General features: G+C 73.2%; 16 protein-coding genes. 9 read left to right on the forward strand and 7 right to left on the reverse strand.

Features of this window, described 5'->3' with window-relative positions; all coding sequences use genetic code 11:
- Positions 1 to 33: 33 nt before the first annotated feature.
- Positions 34 to 651, forward strand: coding sequence for a hypothetical protein (locus tag ACQSSQ_RS01305; protein WP_431325222.1), 618 nt, complete (start codon positions 34 to 36; stop codon positions 649 to 651).
- A gap of 24 nt (positions 652 to 675) precedes the next feature.
- Here the strand turns inward: ACQSSQ_RS01305 and ACQSSQ_RS01310 are convergent, their stop codons facing one another.
- The 3 genes from ACQSSQ_RS01310 to ACQSSQ_RS01320 are packed head-to-tail and all read right to left on the reverse strand — an operon-like array spanning position 676 to position 3,307.
- Complete coding sequence (locus ACQSSQ_RS01310) at positions 676 to 1,533, reverse strand: alpha/beta fold hydrolase (RefSeq protein ID WP_431325223.1); 858 nt, start codon at positions 1,531 to 1,533, stop codon at positions 676 to 678.
- Positions 1,530 to 2,327 (reverse strand): family 1 encapsulin nanocompartment shell protein, encoded by a 798-nt coding sequence (locus tag ACQSSQ_RS01315; RefSeq protein ID WP_431325224.1) that lies wholly within the window; start codon positions 2,325 to 2,327, stop codon positions 1,530 to 1,532. The genes ACQSSQ_RS01310 and ACQSSQ_RS01315 overlap by 4 nt, the downstream gene beginning before the upstream one ends.
- Complete coding sequence (locus tag ACQSSQ_RS01320; RefSeq protein ID WP_431325225.1) at positions 2,324 to 3,307, reverse strand: Dyp-type peroxidase; 984 nt, start codon at positions 3,305 to 3,307, stop codon at positions 2,324 to 2,326. The genes ACQSSQ_RS01315 and ACQSSQ_RS01320 overlap by 4 nt, the downstream gene beginning before the upstream one ends.
- Positions 3,308 to 3,436: 129 nt before the next feature.
- On the opposite strand from ACQSSQ_RS01320, the gene ACQSSQ_RS01325 reads away from it, so the two are divergent.
- Positions 3,437 to 3,829 (forward strand): pyridoxamine 5'-phosphate oxidase family protein, encoded by a 393-nt coding sequence (locus ACQSSQ_RS01325; RefSeq protein ID WP_431325226.1) that lies wholly within the window; start codon positions 3,437 to 3,439, stop codon positions 3,827 to 3,829.
- Here ACQSSQ_RS01325 and ACQSSQ_RS01330 read toward each other — a convergent pair whose 3' ends face one another.
- Entirely contained in the window at positions 3,830 to 4,774 is a 945-nt protein-coding gene (locus ACQSSQ_RS01330; protein WP_431325227.1) for a cation diffusion facilitator family transporter, read from the reverse strand.
- 151 nt (positions 4,775 to 4,925) lie between these two features.
- Here ACQSSQ_RS01330 and ACQSSQ_RS01335 point away from each other — a divergent pair, with 151 nt between their 5' ends.
- On the forward strand, positions 4,926 to 6,434 hold the full coding sequence (locus ACQSSQ_RS01335; RefSeq protein WP_431325228.1) for a DUF6801 domain-containing protein: 1,509 nt from the start codon (positions 4,926 to 4,928) through the stop codon (positions 6,432 to 6,434).
- On the opposite strand, the gene ACQSSQ_RS01340 is transcribed toward ACQSSQ_RS01335, so the two are convergent.
- Positions 6,431 to 7,624, reverse strand: coding sequence for an SLC13 family permease (locus ACQSSQ_RS01340; protein ID WP_431325229.1), 1,194 nt, complete (start codon positions 7,622 to 7,624; stop codon positions 6,431 to 6,433). The genes ACQSSQ_RS01335 and ACQSSQ_RS01340 overlap by 4 nt on opposite strands.
- A 101-nt stretch (positions 7,625 to 7,725) precedes the next feature.
- Here ACQSSQ_RS01340 and ACQSSQ_RS01345 point away from each other — a divergent pair, with 101 nt between their 5' ends.
- Positions 7,726 to 9,120, forward strand: a complete 1,395-nt coding sequence (locus ACQSSQ_RS01345; RefSeq protein WP_431325230.1) for an NAD-dependent malic enzyme — start codon at positions 7,726 to 7,728, stop codon at positions 9,118 to 9,120.
- 129 nt (positions 9,121 to 9,249) lie between these two features.
- Here ACQSSQ_RS01345 and menB read toward each other — a convergent pair whose 3' ends face one another.
- Positions 9,250 to 10,086 carry a 1,4-dihydroxy-2-naphthoyl-CoA synthase gene (menB, locus tag ACQSSQ_RS01350; RefSeq protein WP_431325231.1) on the reverse strand — a complete coding sequence of 279 codons (837 nt, stop codon included), beginning with the start codon at positions 10,084 to 10,086 and terminating at the stop codon, positions 9,250 to 9,252.
- Between the two features lie 73 nt (positions 10,087 to 10,159).
- On the opposite strand from menB, the gene xylB reads away from it, so the two are divergent.
- The 5 genes from xylB (at position 10,160) to ACQSSQ_RS01375 (ending at position 15,658) form a co-directional block, all read left to right on the forward strand.
- Positions 10,160 to 11,551 (forward strand): xylulokinase, encoded by a 1,392-nt coding sequence (gene xylB, locus ACQSSQ_RS01355; protein WP_431325232.1) that lies wholly within the window; start codon positions 10,160 to 10,162, stop codon positions 11,549 to 11,551.
- 23 nt (positions 11,552 to 11,574) lie between these two features.
- Positions 11,575 to 12,738 carry a xylose isomerase gene (gene xylA, locus ACQSSQ_RS01360; RefSeq protein ID WP_431325233.1) on the forward strand — a complete coding sequence of 388 codons (1,164 nt, stop codon included), beginning with the start codon at positions 11,575 to 11,577 and terminating at the stop codon, positions 12,736 to 12,738.
- Entirely contained in the window at positions 12,735 to 13,892 is a 1,158-nt protein-coding gene (locus ACQSSQ_RS01365; protein WP_431325234.1) for an ROK family protein, read from the forward strand. The genes xylA and ACQSSQ_RS01365 overlap by 4 nt, the downstream gene beginning before the upstream one ends.
- Before the next feature lie 109 nt (positions 13,893 to 14,001).
- Positions 14,002 to 14,379: a YciI family protein gene (locus ACQSSQ_RS01370; RefSeq protein ID WP_431325235.1), complete on the forward strand. Its 378-nt coding sequence runs from the start codon at positions 14,002 to 14,004 to the stop codon at positions 14,377 to 14,379.
- 10 nt (positions 14,380 to 14,389) lie between these two features.
- The gene (locus tag ACQSSQ_RS01375; RefSeq protein WP_431325236.1) at positions 14,390 to 15,658 is read left to right on the forward strand and encodes an RNA polymerase sigma factor; all 1,269 of its coding nucleotides are present in this window, start codon (positions 14,390 to 14,392) and stop codon (positions 15,656 to 15,658) included.
- A gap of 11 nt (positions 15,659 to 15,669) precedes the next feature.
- Here ACQSSQ_RS01375 and ACQSSQ_RS01380 read toward each other — a convergent pair whose 3' ends face one another.
- The gene (locus ACQSSQ_RS01380; RefSeq protein WP_431325237.1) at positions 15,670 to 16,875 is read right to left on the reverse strand and encodes an ROK family protein; all 1,206 of its coding nucleotides are present in this window, start codon (positions 16,873 to 16,875) and stop codon (positions 15,670 to 15,672) included.
- Positions 16,876 to 16,892 lie beyond the last annotated feature (17 nt).

Raw genomic sequence — 16,892 nt, forward strand, 5'->3', positions numbered from 1 at the left:
GCCGACTGCCCCGATCGGTGCCATCCTGGAGTCATGGCGACCTCGCAGGACGGCGAGACGACGGGCCCGCGTACGCCTGCGGACCACCGCGGGAGCGCGGCGGACGGCTGGAAGTCGTACGGGCAGCAGCTCCTGCGCAACCTGGTCCTCGTGCTCGCGGCCGCGGTGGTCGTGGTGGCGATCGGCTACGGGCTCGCCGCGTTCGTGCCGCGCTCCTGGGCGCAGTGGATCGGCCGACGCGTCGACGGCAGCCTCCCGGCCGGGACGGTGTGGGGCCTGTTCCTGGGCGTCGTGTGCACCTTCGTGCCCCTGGTCCTCGTGTGGCAGGCGGTCGTCCGCCCGTGGATCAAGGGCTTCTGGAAGGTCGCGCTGATCGTGGTCGCGGTCCTGGTCGCCCTGCCCAACCTCATGACGCTCTCGATCGTCGTCGGCACGAGCAACGGCGCGCACGCCGGCGAGCGGATCCTCGACGTGGACGGCCCCGGGTTCCGTGCCGCCTCGCTGTGGGGCGCGATCATCGGTGCCCTGCTGTTCGTCGGGCTCGTCTGGCTCACCCGGACGAACCGGACCCGGGGCCAGCGCGTGCGCGACCTCAAGTCGGAGATCGACCACCGCGACCAGGCGGAGCGGGCGCGCGACGAGAGCGCCTGATCTCGGTCGGGACCAGGCGCGCGCTCAGCCGCGTACGCGCGTGACGATCTCCTCGGCCACCAGGTCGGGGAACTCCTCCGGCAGCCAGTGCGAGGCGCCGCGCACCGGGACGAACCGGTACTCGGCCTCGACGTGCTCGCCGCAGCGCCGTGCCCCGACCGGGCCGAGCGCCCAGTCGGCGTCACCCCACACGTAGGTGGTCGGCACCGTCACCGTGGGTGTCGCGTCCAGGTCGCGGCCCATCGCGCGGTACCACGAGAGCGCCGCCGTCAAGGCCTCCCGCTCGCCGAGCGCCTCGACGTACGACGCGACCCGCTCCGCGGGGACGGTGTCCCCGTACATCGCGCGCAGCCGCCGTGCGCCGTCCTCGAGCAGCACGTCCTCGGCCTTCCCCGGCTTGCGGAACAGCTTGATGTACGACGCGCGCTCCTGCTGGTCCTCGTCGTGCACGAGCGCCCACCCGTACGCCGCGAGGTGCGGCACCGACAGGGCGACGAGGCTGCGGACGCGGTCGGGATGGTGCGCCGCCAGCGCCCACGCCACCGCGGCGCCCCAGTCGTGACCGACGACGTGGGCGGAGTCGAGACCGAGCGCGTCCATCAGGCCCGTCACGTCGTCGACCAGGTTCTCGACGGCGTACGCCTCGGTCTCCGCCGGCCGTGCCCCCGGCGAGTAGCCGCGCTGGTCGGGCGCGACGACCCGCAGCCCGGCGGCGACGAGTCGGTCTCCGACCGCCGCCCAGGAGTCGGCGGTCTGCGGGAACCCGTGCAGCAGCACGACCGGCGTCCCGTCCTCCGGGCCGGCGAGGACGACGTCGAAGGTGAGGCCGTCGACGTCGACCGGACGGCGCTCCCAGCCCGTGTCGTTCTGGATCGCGCTCATCCTTCGAGCACCACCGACGCCTCGTCGGTCAGCGGGAGGAAGGCGAAGGACTCCTGGAGGTAGAGCGTGACCGTCTCGTCGTCGTGGTGCAGGTAGCCGATCGAGGTGTCCTGGCCCAGGTGGAGGTCGTAGTCGCCCCCGCGGGTCGACAGGAGCACCGCGCCGGAGATCGCCGGCGCCCACACGATGTTGTCGTCGAGCAGACGCGAGAGGAGCTGGTGGATCGGGTAGCCGTGGTCCGTGGTCTCGTTGACCTTGGTGTACGCGTCGGCGCTGAGCAGGAGCGCGTACGGTCCCTCGACGCCGACGAGGCGCAGCTGGCTCAGGGCCTGCGCGACGACGTCGGGGTAGTCGATCGCGTCGTCGGGCAGCGTGAGGCGCGGGTTGCTCGACGACTCCGCGATCCCCCGCACGCCGACGCCCGTCAGTCCGTGGAAGACGGCGCCGTCCTCGGCGAACGCCAGCGCTCGCGCGGCATCCTTCACGGGCTGCCAGTCGGAGTCGTTGGAGCCGCGCTCCACGTCGTCGACGTCCTCGCGGCTCAGGTCGAAGGTGACGCGCAGCTCGGCGACCGGGGCGACCTCGCGGCGGCGGACCTCGACGCCGTTGAGATCGGTCGCGCCCGGTCCGCGGTGGCCGGTCGAGAGCCCGGCGAAGCCGACGCCGGCCGGGTCGTGCACGTCGACCACGCGGCGCCCGGCGAGGTTGCGCCGGAAGGTGCGGCTCGCCTCCTCCTCGATCTGCTCCCACGCGGCGTCGGAGATGGGCGCGAGCGAGCGGTGCAGGTTGTTCATCGTCCGTGGTCTCCTCGGAGGCTGCCGACGCCCAGCGAGCCGTCGGTCGTGGATGGGGTGGCGGCGTCGTCGAGCTCCCCGAGCATCGCCAGCGTCGCCGCCGACGGCACGAAGAAGAGGCATCCCGTCGTCGCCGTGGAGAAGTCGAGGATGCGGTCGTCGTTGCCCGGCGGGTTGCCGACGAACATGTTGCGGAGCATCTGCTCCGTCGTCTCGGGGTGCTTGGCGTAGCCGATGAAGTACGTGCCGACCTCGCCGGCGGCGTAGCTGCCGAACGCCATGTTGAACCGCACGATGTCGAGCTCGTTGCCGTCATCGTCGGTGACCGTGTTGAGCGAGACGTGCGAGTTGCTCGGCATCACCGCGTCGTCGAGCTCGACGTCGTCGGCCTTAGTGCGGCCGATGATCCGCTCCTGCTCCTCGGTCGACAGCCGGCCCCACGCGGGCAGGTCGTGCGTGTAGCGCTGCGTGATGACGTAGCTGCCGCCGAGGAAGTCCGGCTCGCCGTCGATGTACGCCGCCTCGCCGAGCTCGTCCCCGACCGGGTTCTCGGTGCCGTCGACGAAGCCCAGCAGGTCACGGGCGTCGAAGTAGCGGAAGCCCGGGGTGTCGTCGACGACGCGCACGGCGCTGCCCAGCTTGTCGAGGACGAGCCGCTCGAGCTCGAAGCACAGGTCGTGGCGGGAGGCGCGGATGTGGAAGAGCAGGTCGCCCGGCGTGCTCGGCGCGTCGTGCCGGTAGCCGTCGATCGCCTCGAAGCGGTGGAGGTGGGCCGGGCGGACGGGCGCGCCGAACCGGTCCCAGGCGTCGGAGCCGATCCCGACCACGCACGTGAGGCCACCGTGGAGGCTGCGGAACCCGACCGCGCGGACCAGCGCGTCGACGTCGCCGACCACCGATCGTGCCGTCCTCGCGGCCGCTGGACCGTCCTCGATCGTGACGACGAGGAAGATCGCGTACTCGGTGAGCGGCGCTGTCACGGCTTGAGGCTCGGGGAAGCGGGAGACGCTGGTCACGACGCCCCTTTCGGCTCGGCTGGGGTCAGCCTACGGCCGGGCGTGCGGCGGCACGCGCCGACGTAGACTCGAAGCACTCCCAGGAGGTGGCGTATGAGCAACCGACCGCTCGTGACCCTCGACGCGGACGAGACCAGGGAGCTCCTGCAGACGGCGCGCGTCGGTCACATCGCCTACCAGTCGACTCGTGGTCTCGACGTCACGCCGGTGAACTTCCGCCTGAGCGGCGACATGATCTTCATCCGCACGGTCGAGGCGGGGACGCTCGCGGAGCTGGCGCCCGGACCGGAGACCGTGGCGTTCGTGGTGACCTACCTCGACCGGCTGTCGCAGACCGGATGGAGCGTCAAGATCCGCGGGACGATCCGCCAGGTCGACGAGGAGGTCGAGGCGCCCGACGTGCAGCCGGAGCCGTGGGTCGGCTACCCGCGGACGGTGCTGCTCGGGCTCTCGATCGACGAGATGACGGGCAGGCGCGTCGGGTGACTACCCGAGCTCCGGCTCGTCCGGTGTCGCGGGGCTGAGCACGCACTCCACGACGGCCGCGTGCTCCTCGATGCGCCGCTCGAGCGCGCGCAGGGCGTACGCGACCGCCGCCTCCCCGGTGTCCCCGACGAGGTCGACGTGCGCCACGACGAACACCTGTCGCGGCCCGACGTACTCGACGTGCAGGTAGGTGATGCGGTCGATCTCGGGGAACCCCGACAGGTACGCGAGGGCGCGCGCCCGCTGCGCTGCCGTGACGTCCTCGCCGACGAGGAACCGCCGGTTGCGGTCGATGAGGACGACGGCGATGACGGCGAGGAGGATCCCGACGCCGATCGACCCCAGGGCGTCGGGCACCGGCGATCCCGTCACCTGGTGCGCGAAGATGCCGGCGAAGGCGATGACGAGACCGATCAGCGCGGCCGCGTCCTCGGCGAACACGGCGCGCAGCGTGGGGTCGGACGTCGTGAGCGCCGCGTCGAGGACGTCGATCTTCTCCCGCTGCGCGGCCCTGCGGGTCTGACGGTACGCCTGGACGAAGCTGACGCCCTCCAGGAGGAACGAGAGCGCGAGGACGGCGTACGCGATCCCGAAGTCGCCCGCAGGCTCGGGGTCGACGAGCTCGGTGACGCCGTGCCAGATCGAGACCGCGGCACCGGCCGTGAAGAGGCCGATCGCGGCGAACATCGACCACACGTACGCCTCGCGTCCGTAGCCGAGCGGGTGGTCCTCGTCGGGGCGTCCCGAGGACCTCCGGTCGGCGACCAGCAGGAAGATCTCGTTCCCCGTGTCGGCCCACGAGTGCGCGGCCTCCGCCACCATCGACGCGGACCCGGTGAGCGCCGCGGCGGCGGACTTCGCGACGGCGATGAGCGCGTTCGCGGTGAACGCGATGACGACGGTGAGCGTGCTCTCGCTGCCACGCTCCTGCTGGGGTGGGGTCACTCCCCGGTTGTAGCGCCCGTCGGCGCGTCGCGCAGGTCGGACGACGGCTCGGGAAATTCCCCGTGACGGGAGAGCGAGGCGGGTTAACCTGGCGATTCCCGGGCGTGAGAAGCCTCGTGTCGTTCGTCGGAGGGAGCCCGTGGTGCCGAGGGTGAGCGCGCGCCGCCGAGGCGTGACGACCGCCGCAGCACTGGCCGCCGTCGCGCTGGTCGCCGCGTCGTTGAGCGCGCTCGTGGGCGTGTCCTCCGCCGCGGCGGCGCACCTCGACGAGCGCTTCGACTACACGTGCGCGGTCTCCGCCTCCGGCCGGGCGGTCGGGCACCACGCGGTCGGGGTGCGGGCGCAGGTGTCGGTTCCCGACGAGGTCAACTCCGGGCAGGCCATCCCGTCGCGCAAGACCCGCATCACCTTCACGCTGCCCGAGACGCTCCGTACGGTGTCGTACGCCCGCGCCGGCGTGCGCCAGGTCAGCGGGCGCTCCGAGGACGCGGGGATCACCATCACCACGCAGGGCGTCGCCGACGCCGCCACCTACCCGATCGACAACCTCGCTGCGGACTGGACGTCCGTCCCGTCGGCGATCGGAGAGCCGTGGACGATCGCGATCGAGGGCGACGTCCCCGCGGTCACCGTCCCGGACCGCGACGACAACCCCACCCTGGCGCTCCCCGCGGTCGCGGTGGTGCACGTGCCGGCCGCGTTCAGCGTGGTCGCCTCGGCCAAGAACGCGGCGGGCGAGCTCATCGGCGACGTCGACGCGGTCGACCTGGCTTGCGCGCTGGTCAGTGACGACGACGTCCTCGGCGAGATCCCCATCGTGGAGGGCGAGCCACCCAACAACGCGCCGACCGCGGTCGACCTCGACACCAGCGCCGCCGTCGGGAAGGCGGTGACCGTCGGGCTGGGCGGGGCGGACATCGACGGCGATCCGCTCACCTACGAGGCGGCACGGCCGTCCCACGGCACTGTGACCGTGTCGGGTGGGCGGGCGACGTACGTCCCAGCGGCCGGGTTCGTGGGTGCCGACACCTTCTCCTACCGTGCCCGGGACCCGGACGGGGCGACGGCGACGGCCTGGGTGACGGTCACGGTCCGTCGGCTCGACGCGGTGATCGACGTGGGGGGCAGCGCAGGCGTGTACGGCGTCCGCGGCGTGCTGCTCTCCGTGCACGTGCCGGGAGCGCGCGGGCAGGTCCGGGTGCGTGCGGGGGACACGACCGTGGCGACGACGTCCCTGGTCGCGGGCGCGGCGACGATCGCGCTCGGCAGCACGGCGCTCCCGCCCGGCACCTCGACGGTCACGCTGCTCTACCTCGGCGACGACGTCCACCGCGACGGGAACCGGCTCGTGGGTGTCTTCGTGGCGAAGGCCCCGACGCGCACCGAGGCGCGGGTCCGGACCACGAAGGTCGTCGCCCGGCGGACCCGGGCGAAGGTCGCGGTCGCGGTGTCGGCGGCGGGGGCGCGGCCGAGCGGCACGGTGACCGTGCGGCTGCGAGGACGGACGGTCGGCACCGCCGCGGTGCGCGACGGCTTGGCGGTCGTGACGCTCCAGCGGCTGACCAAGGTCGGCCGGGCCCGGCTCACCGTCGTCTACGGGGGTGACGCCGTCGCCGCGGCCGGCTCGACCCAGGTCACGGTGCGGGTGCGTCGGCCCTAGCCGAGCGTGAGCGCGGCCGTCGCCGTGCCGGCCGCCACCGCGAGCGGGGCGATCAGCAGACCCTGGCCGACGACCAGCCGCCAGGTCGGCTGCTCGTCGGGACGGCCGTGCCGGCGGACCTGCCGCCACCAGAGGAGGGTCGCGAGCGATCCCCACGGCGCGACCAGCGGGCCGGCGTTGACCGCGACGAGCAGCACCGCCGTACGCAGCGGGTCGCCGATCGCGACCGGCTCGAGGGCGAGGTAGGCGGGCAGGTTGTTGATCGCGTTCGCGGTCACCGTCGCGACCGCGGCCAGCTGCGCGAGGGCGCCTCCGCCGGTGCCCGTGCCGGCGACGCGGCCGGCGAGGTCGTCCAGCCCGTGGGCGTGCGCGCCCGCGACGACCACGAAGAGCCCGGCCACGGTCACGGCGAGCTTCCACGGCACGAGGTCGGCCGCCCGCACGACCAGGCTGCGGCGGCGGGCGAGCACCAGGGCACCGAGCACGAGCGCCCCCGCGGACGCGACGAGCGCCACGTCCAGACCGGCAGCGAACCCCGCGACCACGGCCGCGGTGACGACCGCCGAGCAGCGCAGCAGGAGCGGGTCGTCGGGACGGGGTGCGACGTCCGCTCCGGGCGACAGGCGCCCGGTGATGCCGCGACGGTGGAGCAGCCCGAGCGCGACGAGGGTCACGGTGAGCACGGCGACCGCGGGCCACGCCATCGTCGCGACGTACGCGGCACCGCCGTCCTCCAGGGACGGTGCCGCAAGGAGGTTCGTGAGGTTGGAGACCGGGAGCAGCAGCGAGGCCGTGTTGGCCAGGGCCAGGACGGTGAGGGCGAGGGGGAGCGGGGCAGAGCCGGTGCGGCGCGCCATCGCCAGGACGACCGGCGTGAGCAGCACCGCCGTCGTGTCGAGGGACAGGACGACCGTGCACGCGGTCGCGATCGCGGCGACCCACAGCCACAGCAGGAGGCGGCGACCGGCAGCGGCGCGGACGGCGACGCCGGCGGCCGCGTCGAAGAGTCCGCAGACGGCGCACAGCTCGGAGAACGCGGTGATCGCGACGACGAACAGGAGGACCGGACCGGTCTGGTGGAGGAGGTCCACCGCGGCGTCGCGAGGAAGCCAGCCGGACAGCAGCACGACCCCGGCGGCGACGGCGGACAGGACAGGCAGCAGGACGCGACGTCGACGGACGACGTTCACGGGGACGGCTCCTGCTGCACGGTCACCGAGACAGGGTAGGAGGGCGCACAACATGAGGGGTCCCTCACGTCCTGCTCGGGCGGATGTGCGACTGTTGAGACGTGGCAGCAACACCGAGCGTCTCGTACTCCATCACCGTCCGCCTCGAGGTCCCCGCCGGAGGATCCGCCGTCAGCGACCTCACGACCGTGGTCGAGAAGGCCGGTGGCGTGGTCACCGCGCTGGACGTCACCGGGTCCCACACCGAGCTGCTCCGGATCGACCTCACGATCGCGACCTCGGACACCGACCACGCCGACCAGATCGTCGCCGCGCTCGAGGCGATCGGCGACGCCGACGTCAAGAAGGTGTCGGACCGGACGTTCCTGATGCACCTCGGCGGTGTCATCGAGGTGGCCACCAAGCACCCGCTCCGTACCCGTGACGACCTCTCGATGATCTACACGCCCGGCGTCGCACGGATCAGCGAGGCGATCGCGCGCGACAAGGAGGACGCCCGCCGGCTCACCGTCAAGCGCAACGCGGTCGCCGTGGTGACCGACGGCTCGGCCGTGCTCGGACTCGGCGACATCGGCCCGCACGCCGCGCTTCCCGTGATGGAGGGCAAGGCGGCGCTCTTCAAGACGTTCGCCGACATCGACGCCTGGCCGTTGTGCCTCGACACCCACGACGTCGACTCGATCGTCGAGACCGTGGCCGCGATCGCTCCCGGGTTCGCCGGCATCAACCTCGAGGACATCGCTGCGCCCAAGTGCTTCGAGATCGAGGACCGCCTTCGTGCGCGGCTCGACATCCCGGTCTTCCACGACGACCAGCACGGGACCGCGATCGTCGCGCTCGCCGCGCTGCGCAACGCGCTCCGCGTGGTCGGCAAGGACATCTCGACCGTCCGCGTCGTCATGTCAGGAGCCGGGGCCGCCGGTACGGCGATCCTCAAGCTGCTGCTCGAGGCCGGGGTCAGCGACGTCGTGGTGTGCGACGTCGACGGCGTGGTCCACCTCGACCGTGGCGGGCTGACGAAGCCGCTCGAGTGGATCGCCGGGTGCACCAACCCGCGTGGTCTGTCCGGCGGCCTGCGTGACGTGGTCCACGGGGCCGACGTCTTCATCGGGGTGTCGGCGCCGAACGTCCTGACCGCCGACGACGTCGAGGCGATGGCCGACGACGCGGTCGTCTTCGCCCTCGCCAACCCCACGCCGGAGATCGACCCGGCGCTCGCGCGGGCGCACGCGGCGGTGGTCGCGACCGGGCGGTCGGACTACCCGAACCAGATCAACAACGTGCTCGCGTTCCCCGGCGTCTTCCGGGGGCTGCTCGACGCGCAGAGCCACGGCATCGGCACCGAGGTGCTGCTCGCCGCGTCGGAGGCGATCGCCGCGACCGTGTCCGACGACGAGCTCAACGCGAACTACATCATCCCGAGCGTGTTCCACCCCGAGGTCCACGACCGCGTCGCCGAGGCCGTACGCGCAGTGGCGGTCGCGGCGAGGGGCTGACCGCACCCTCGAGCCCCTCGCCCGCCTCGGTCTGCCACGCCGACGCGGCGTGCCCCGGTGGGCGCGGCCAGTCTGTCCGCGCCAACCGGGGTCTGCCCCGCCGGCGTGGGAACCGCAGGGCGGGAGGCCTCAGGCGCGGCGGGGGAACCGGCTGAAGTCGGGGGTGCGCTTCTCCTTGTAGGCCTCGCGCCCCTCCTTGGCCTCGTCGTTGCCGTAGAACAGCAGGTTCGTGTCGTGCGCGAGCTGCTGGAGACCGGCGTACCCGTCCTCGGACGCGTGGAAGCTCGCCTTCATCAGGCGCAGCGCGTACGGCGAGAGCGCGAGCATCTCGCGGCACCACTTCACCGTCTCGGCCTCGAGGTCGGCGAGCGGGACGACGGTGTTGACCATCCCCATCTCGAGCGCCTGCTGCGCGTCGTACTGGCGGCAGAGGAACCAGATCTCCTTGGCCTTCTTCATGCCGACGAGCTGCGAGAGCGAGCTTGCGCCGAAACCGCCGTCGAAGGAGCCGACCTTCGGACCGACCTGACCGAAGCGCGCGTTGTCGGCGGCGATGGTGAGGTCGGCGACGACGTGGAGGACGTGCCCTCCGCCGATCGCCCAGCCGGCGACCATCGCGACGATCGGCTTCGGGCAGCGCCGCATCTGGACGTGGAGGTCGGTCACGTGGAACCGGCCCGTGGCGCCGGCGTCGGTCTTGTAGCCCGAGTCGCCGCGCACCCGCTGGTCGCCGCCGGAGCAGAACGCCTTGTCGCCGGCGCCGGTGAGGATGATGACGCCGACCGACTCGTCCTCGCGGGCCACCGTCAGGGCGTCCGAGATCTCGATGATCGTCTGCGGCCGGAAGGCGTTGTGGACCTCGGGCCGGTCGATCGTGATCTTGGCGATGCCGTCGTCGGTGGTCTCGTACCGGATGTCGGTGTAGTCGCCCGCGGAGTGCCAGACGGTGGGGGTCGAGTCAGTCATGCGCCCATTCTCCACACCCGGTTGTGCGCCCCGCGCTTGACATTAATTCAAGTCTCGTACTAAACAGGGTGATGTGGCCCACAGCACTGTCGTCGGCATCGACTCCTCGACCACCGCCACCAAGGCGCTCCTGGTGGACGCGGCGGACGGGCAGGTCCTCGACGCCCGCTCCGTCCGGCACCCCGCCGGCACCGCGGTCGACCCCCGGCACTGGCTCGCGGCCTGCGACGACGCCCTCGGCGACTGGCTCACCGGCGCCGGGGCCGTCGCGGTCGCCGGGCAGCAGCACGGGATGGTCGCGCTGGACGCCGACGGCGACCCTGTGTACGACGCGCTGCTCTGGAACGACACCCGGTCTGCCGGTGCCGCGCGGGACCTCGTCGAGGAGATGGGCGGCCCGCAGGCGTGCGCCGACGCGGTGGGGAGCGTGCTCGTCGCCTCGTTCACGGCGACGAAGCTGCGCTGGTTGCGCGACCACGAGCCCGAGGCGGCCGCGCGGACGGAGCGCGTGATGCTGCCTCACGACTACGTCTCCTGGCACCTGGCCGGCCGGGCGACCGAGCCGTTCACCGACCGCGGCGACGCGTCGGGCACCGGATACTTCGACGCCCGCCGCACGGTCTGGCGTGACGACCTCGCCGAGCGGGCGCTCGGGCGTGCGGTCGCACTGCCCCGGGTCGTGGGCGACGGCGCGGCGGCGTACGAGGCGGACTCGGGACTCGTCGTCGCAGGCGGCACCGGCGACAACATGGGGGCCGCGCTCGGGCTCGGCCTGCGCCCCGGCGACATCGCCGTCTCGATCGGCACCTCCGGCGTCGCGAGCGCGGTCTCGGCCACGCCGGTCGCCGACGGCACCGGAGCCGTGACCGGGTTCGCCGACGCGACCGGTCGATACCTGCCGATGGCCACGACGATCAATGCCGCCGGGATCCTCGACCTGCACGCCCGGCTCCTCGGCGTCGACCACGCCGAGCTCGGCCGGCTCGCGCTCGCCTCCGCACCCGGCGCGAACGGGCTGACCGTCCTGCCGTACTACGGCGGGGAGCGCACCCCTGACCGACCGCATGCCACGGGAGTCTGGGCCGGGATGACGCCCGCCACGACCCGGGAGGACGTCGCGCGGGCCGCCGTCGAGGCGCTCCTGTGCGCCTTGGCCGACGCGGTCGACCTCGTGCGCAGCCGCACCGGCGGGGCCGACGGGCGCGTGCTGCTCATCGGCGGCGCCACGGCGAACCCTGCCGTCCGCGCCCTCGCGCCCGCCGTCCTCGGGACTGCCGTGCACGTGCCCGCTCCCGCCGAGTACGTCGCGCTCGGCGCCGCACGCCAGGCGGCGTGGGCGCTGTCGGGAGCGTCCGAGCCGGCCGCCTGGGACCCCGGCAGCACCGAGGTCCTGGAGGCGACGCCGACCCCCGCCGTACGCGAGACCTACGCCCTCCTGCGCGACCGCACGGTCGCGTGGGACTGACCGCACCACCCGAGAGGACCTCGATGACCATCCCGACACCCACCCCAGCGGACAAGTTCTCCTTCGGTCTGTGGACCGTCGCCTACCCGGGGCGCGACCCCTTCGGGGAGCCCACCCGCGGCGAGATGGACCCCGTCCACGCGCTCGAGCGGCTCGCGGACCTCGGCGCGTACGGGGTCAACTTCCACGACGACGACCTGATCCCGTTCGGGTCCGACGACGCGACCCGCGCCCAGATCGTCGAGCGCTGGAAGAAGGGCCTCGCCGACACCGGTCTCGTCGTCACGACCGCCACGACGAACCTCTTCACGCACCCCGTCTTCAAGGACGGCGGCTTCACGTCGAACGACCGCGAGGTCCGCCGGTTCGCGATCCGCAAGGTCATGCGCAACATCGACCTCGCAGCCGAGCTGGGCGCGAAGGTGTACGTGTGCTGGGGCGGCCGCGAGGGCGCCGAGTCCGGCGCGGCGAAGGACGTGGCCGCGGCGCTCGACCGCTACCGCGAGGCGTTCAACGTGCTCGGCGAGTTCGTCCACGACCGCGGGTACGACCTCAAGTTCGCGGTCGAGCCGAAGCCCAACGAGCCCCGTGGCGACATCCTGCTGCCGACCATCGGTCACGCACTCGCGTTCATCGAGACCCTCGACCGCTCGGAGAACGTCGGCGTCAACCCCGAGGTCGGGCACGAGGAGATGGCGGGCATGAACGCCGCGCACGGGTACGCCCAGGCGCTGTGGCACGGCAAGCTCTTCCACATCGACCTCAACGGGCAGCACGGACCGCGCTACGACCAGGACCTCCGCTTCGGAGCCGGCAACGCCCGCGGGGCGTTCTGGGTCGTCGACGCGCTGGAGGCCGGTGGCTACGACGGGCCGGTGCACTTCGACTTCAAGACGCCCCGCACCGAGGACGAGGACGGGGTCTGGGTCGCCGCGGCCGCGTGCATGACGAACTACCTCGTGCTGCGCGACAAGGTGCGGGCGTTCCGAGCCGACCCGGAGGTCCAGGAGGCACTGACCGCGGCACGGCTGCCGGAGCTGGCCGTCCCCACGCTCGACGAGGGCGAGGGCTGGCGCGAGCTGGAGCAGGCCGAGCTCGCCGACCCGGACGAGCTGGCCGCGCGCGGCGCCGCGTTCGAGCACCTGGACCAGCTGGCTCTCGAGCACCTGTACGGGGTGCGGGGGTGACGCTCGTCGCGACCGAGGACCTCCGCCGCCAGAACACGGCGACGGTGCTCCGCTCGTTGCGGCACGACGGCCCGGCGACGCGGACGGAGCTGGCACGCCGGACCGGCCTGGCGAAGGCGACCGTCGGCACGATCGTCGGCGCGCTCGTCGACGGCGGCCACGTCAGCGAGTCCGACGCCGTCGCTGCGTCGCGCGGGCGTCCGGGACGCCCGGTCGTCCTCACCGGGGCCGCGCTCGTCGGTCTCGGGCTCGAGGTGAACGTCGACTACGTGTCCGCGGTCGCGGTGGACCTCGGCGGCACGGTGCGCCTCGAGCGCACGGTGCCCGTCGACGACCAGGACCCGTACGACGTGGTGGTCGCGGTCGCGCGGGAGTCCGCGGCGCTGATGACGGGCGTGGGTGCCCGCGTCGTCGGCGCGACGGTCGCGGTGCCCGGGCTGGTCGACCGCCGCAACGGCGTCGTCGCGATGGCGCCCAACCTCGGCTGGCGTGGGCGGTCGGTCGCCGACGACCTCGGGACGGCGACCGGGCTGTCGGTCGCGGTCGAGAACGACGCGAACTGCGCCGCGCTCGCGGAGGCCCGGCGCGGTGCCACCGTCGGGCTCGGGCAGTCCGTGTACGTCACCGGCACGGTCGGCATCGGTGCCGGGGTGATCAGCGACGGCGCCATCGTCCGCGGGACCTCGGGCTTCGCGGGGGAGGTCGGGCACATCCCGCTCGGCGACCCTGCCGCCCGCTGCGGCTGCGGACGCCGCGGGTGCTGGGAGGCGTCGGTCGGCTTGCGCGCCGTGCTCGCGGCCGTCGGGGTCGTCGAGGACGGGACGCCGCTGGAGGCCGCCGAGGCCGTGTCGCGACGGGCCGCGACGGACGAGCGTACGGCGGAGGTCCTCGACGGCATCGGGATGCTGCTCGGCAAGGGCGTGGCCACGATGGCCAACATCCTCAACCCCGACGCGGTCGTGCTCGGGGGCTACTTCGTGCCGCTGGCGCCCTACCTGCTGCCCGCGACGGTGCGCGAGGTCGAGGCGCACGTGACCTCCGCGCCGTACGCCGCTCTGGACGTCCGGCTCAGCACGCTCGGCCTGCGCGCGGCGGCCGCGGGTGCTGCGGAGGAGGCTCTGACGGGCGTGTTCAGCGGCGCCACCGCGCTCTGACCGCTGAGTTCCTGAAACCCGTGGCGTCCCCAGTGTCGACATCGCCCGCTCCGCTCCGACGTTCGGGTGAGCAGGCAGAGACGCTGCCGCCGAGACCAGCGAGGCTCCCATGAAGTACGTGATCCTGATCCACTCCAACCCCCAGCCGTGGGGCCACCCGACGGGCGACTACGTCCCGGAGAACCTGGCGCTGCCAGAGGAGGTCCGCGCGACGTTGTCGAAGACCTTCGAGGAGACGCTCACCGAGCTGAAGCGCAACGGCGAGCTGGTGATGGGGGAGGCGCTCGCCGACCCCGCCAGCGCGTCCGTCTACCGCTGGGAGGACGGGGGCCCGGTGGCGAGCTCGGGGCCGTACTCGGAGACCAAGGAGCACTTCGCCGGCTTCTTCCTCATCGACGTCGAGTCGCCCGAGCGTGCGCAGGAGGTCGTGACGGCCTTCTCCGGGCCGGGCGAGACCGTCGAGCTCCGGCCCGCGATGTGGGGATGAGCGCTCGGGCATGAGCCACGGGCAGGACGGCGCCCACCGCTCGCTGACGGAGGTCTGGCGTACGGAGGCGCCGTACGTCCTGGCCGCCCTGCTGCGTCGCCACGGGGACCTCGGTGACTGCGAGGACGCCGCGCAGGAGGCGGCCGAGGCGGCGACGCGGCAGTGGCCGGTCGAGGGTGTGCCGCGCGACCCGCGGGCGTGGCTGATCCGGGTGGCGTCGCGCCGGCTCGTGGACCGCGTCCGTGCCGACGCGGCGCGCAGCCGGCGCGAGGACGCCGAGCGGGACCGTGCGTCGGACGACGCCCGCGCGCCGCTCGAACCCGGTGCCGGGAACGACGACGCGGGGGACCTCCTGCGGATGCTGCTCCTCTGCTGCCATCCGGCGCTGAGCCGGCCCTCGCAGGTCGCGCTCAGCCTGCGCGCGGTCGCGGGGATGGGCGTCGCCGAGATCGCGACGGCCTTCCTCGTGCCGCCGCGCACGATGACCCAGCGCCTGACACGGGCGCGAGCGACCCTGCGGGAGGCGGGCGCGCGCTTCGAGATGCCGACAGAGGCAGACCTGCCCGCGCGGGTGGGTGCGGTGCTCGACGTCTGCTACGTCGTCTTCACCGAGGGATACCTGCGGACCACCGGGAGCTCGCTCGTGGACACCGCGCTCGTGGACGAGGCGATCGGGCTGGTGCGGCAGATGCGCGCGGCGATCCCGGACCACGACGAGGTCGCCGGCGCGCTGGCGCTCATGCTGCTGCTCCACGCGAGGTCGCAGACCCGCACGGACGCCACCGGCGACCTCGTCCCGCTGGCGGAGCAGGACCGTACGCGGTGGCGCCGCGACCTCGTCGCCGAAGGGCAGGCGCTGCTGGAGGAGGTGCTGCCACGCGGACCCGTCGGGCGGTTCCAGCTGGAGGCGGCGATCGCTGCCGTGCACGCGGAGGCGGCGTCGTACGAGGAGACGGACTGGCGCCAGATCAGCATGCTCTACACCGACCTCGCCCGGGTGGCCCCGAGCGCGACCGTCACGCTGAACCACGCCGTGGCGGTCGCGATGGCGTACGACGCCCGGCTCGGGCTGCAGATGACCGAGCCGCTTCTCGCCGACCCGGCGATCCGGCGCCAGCACCACCTGTACGCCGTGCGGGCGCACCTCTTCGAGCGGCTCGGCGAGCGGGCCGCTGCGGCCGAGCAGTACGGCATCGCGGCGCGACTCACGACGAGCATCCCCGAGCAGCGCTACCTCAACCGGCGGACGCGCGCCCTCGGCCTCGCCGACGGCCCGTGACCGGGTCGGGCTCAGGCGCTCGCGCGGGTTCGGCGCTCGATCAGGGCGTCGACGGAGCGGGGGGACAGCACGTCCTCGAGGACCATCGCCGCTGCCCCGATGACCGCCTCCCGACCGTGCATCGAGGAGCTGACGATGCGCAGCTGGTGGGTCGCCAGCGGCAGCGACCGCTGGTAGACGACCTCGCGGATCCCGGCGAGGAGGTACTCGCCGGTCGCCGACAGGGAGCCGCCGACCACGACGACCGACGGGTTGAGCAGGCTCACGCAGGTCGCGAGCACGCTGCCGATCGCGCGGCCCGCCTCGCGCACCGCCCGGACCGCCTCGACCTCGCCACGCTCGACGGCCGCCACCACGTCCTGCGGTGTCGTCACGCCGATGTCGAGGTCGGCGAGCTGCTTGGCGATGGCGGGACCGGCGGCGACGGCCTCGAGGCACCCCAGGTTGCCGCAGCGGCACGCGACGTCCTCGCCCTTGCCGCTGACCTGGACGTGACCGAGGTCGCCGGCGGTCCCGAGGGCGCCGCGGACGAGGCGGCGGTTGGAGATGATGCCGGAGCCGATGCCCGTGGCGACCTTGACGAAGAGGAGGTCGTCCGTCTCGGGCCAGTGCGCCGTGTGCTCGCCGAGCGCCATCACGTTGACGTCGTTGTCGACGAGGACCGTGACCGGGAACGCGGTCGTGAGGTAGCCGGGGATGTCGAAGTCGTGCCAGCCCGGCATGATCGGCGGGTTCGCGGGCCGGCCGGTCGAGTGCTCGACGGGCCCGGGCGCGCCGACGCCGATTCCGGCGAGGGAGTCCGGCGTGAGCCCCAGGTCGCCGAGGAGGCCCTTCGCGAGCTCGACGACGCGGTCCAGCACGACCTTCGGTCCCTCGGTGATGTCGCTGACGACGCTGACCTCGGCGAGCACCGCGCCGGCGAGGTCAGCGACGGCCACCGTCGCGTGGCTGGCGCCGAGGTCGACGGCCAGCACGGCGTACGACGAGGTGTTCATCGCGTAGCGCACCGGGGGGCGCCCTCCGGTCGAGGCGGCCTCTCCCACGGGGACGAGGAGGCCCGCCGCGAGGAGGAGGTCGAGCCGCGCGGACACGGTGGATCGTGCCAGCGACGTCGCCTCGGCGATCTCCGCCTTCGTCCGCGCTCGGCCGTCCCGCATCAGCTGGAAGACCTCGCTGGCTGCAGTCGCCGAGCTCGCCTGCGGCACGAACGATTCCATGCCGATTAGTCTCCCAC

It is taken from the genome of Mumia spirodelae, from assembly GCF_050632745.1.
Lineage (GTDB): Bacteria > Actinomycetota > Actinomycetes > Propionibacteriales > Nocardioidaceae > Mumia.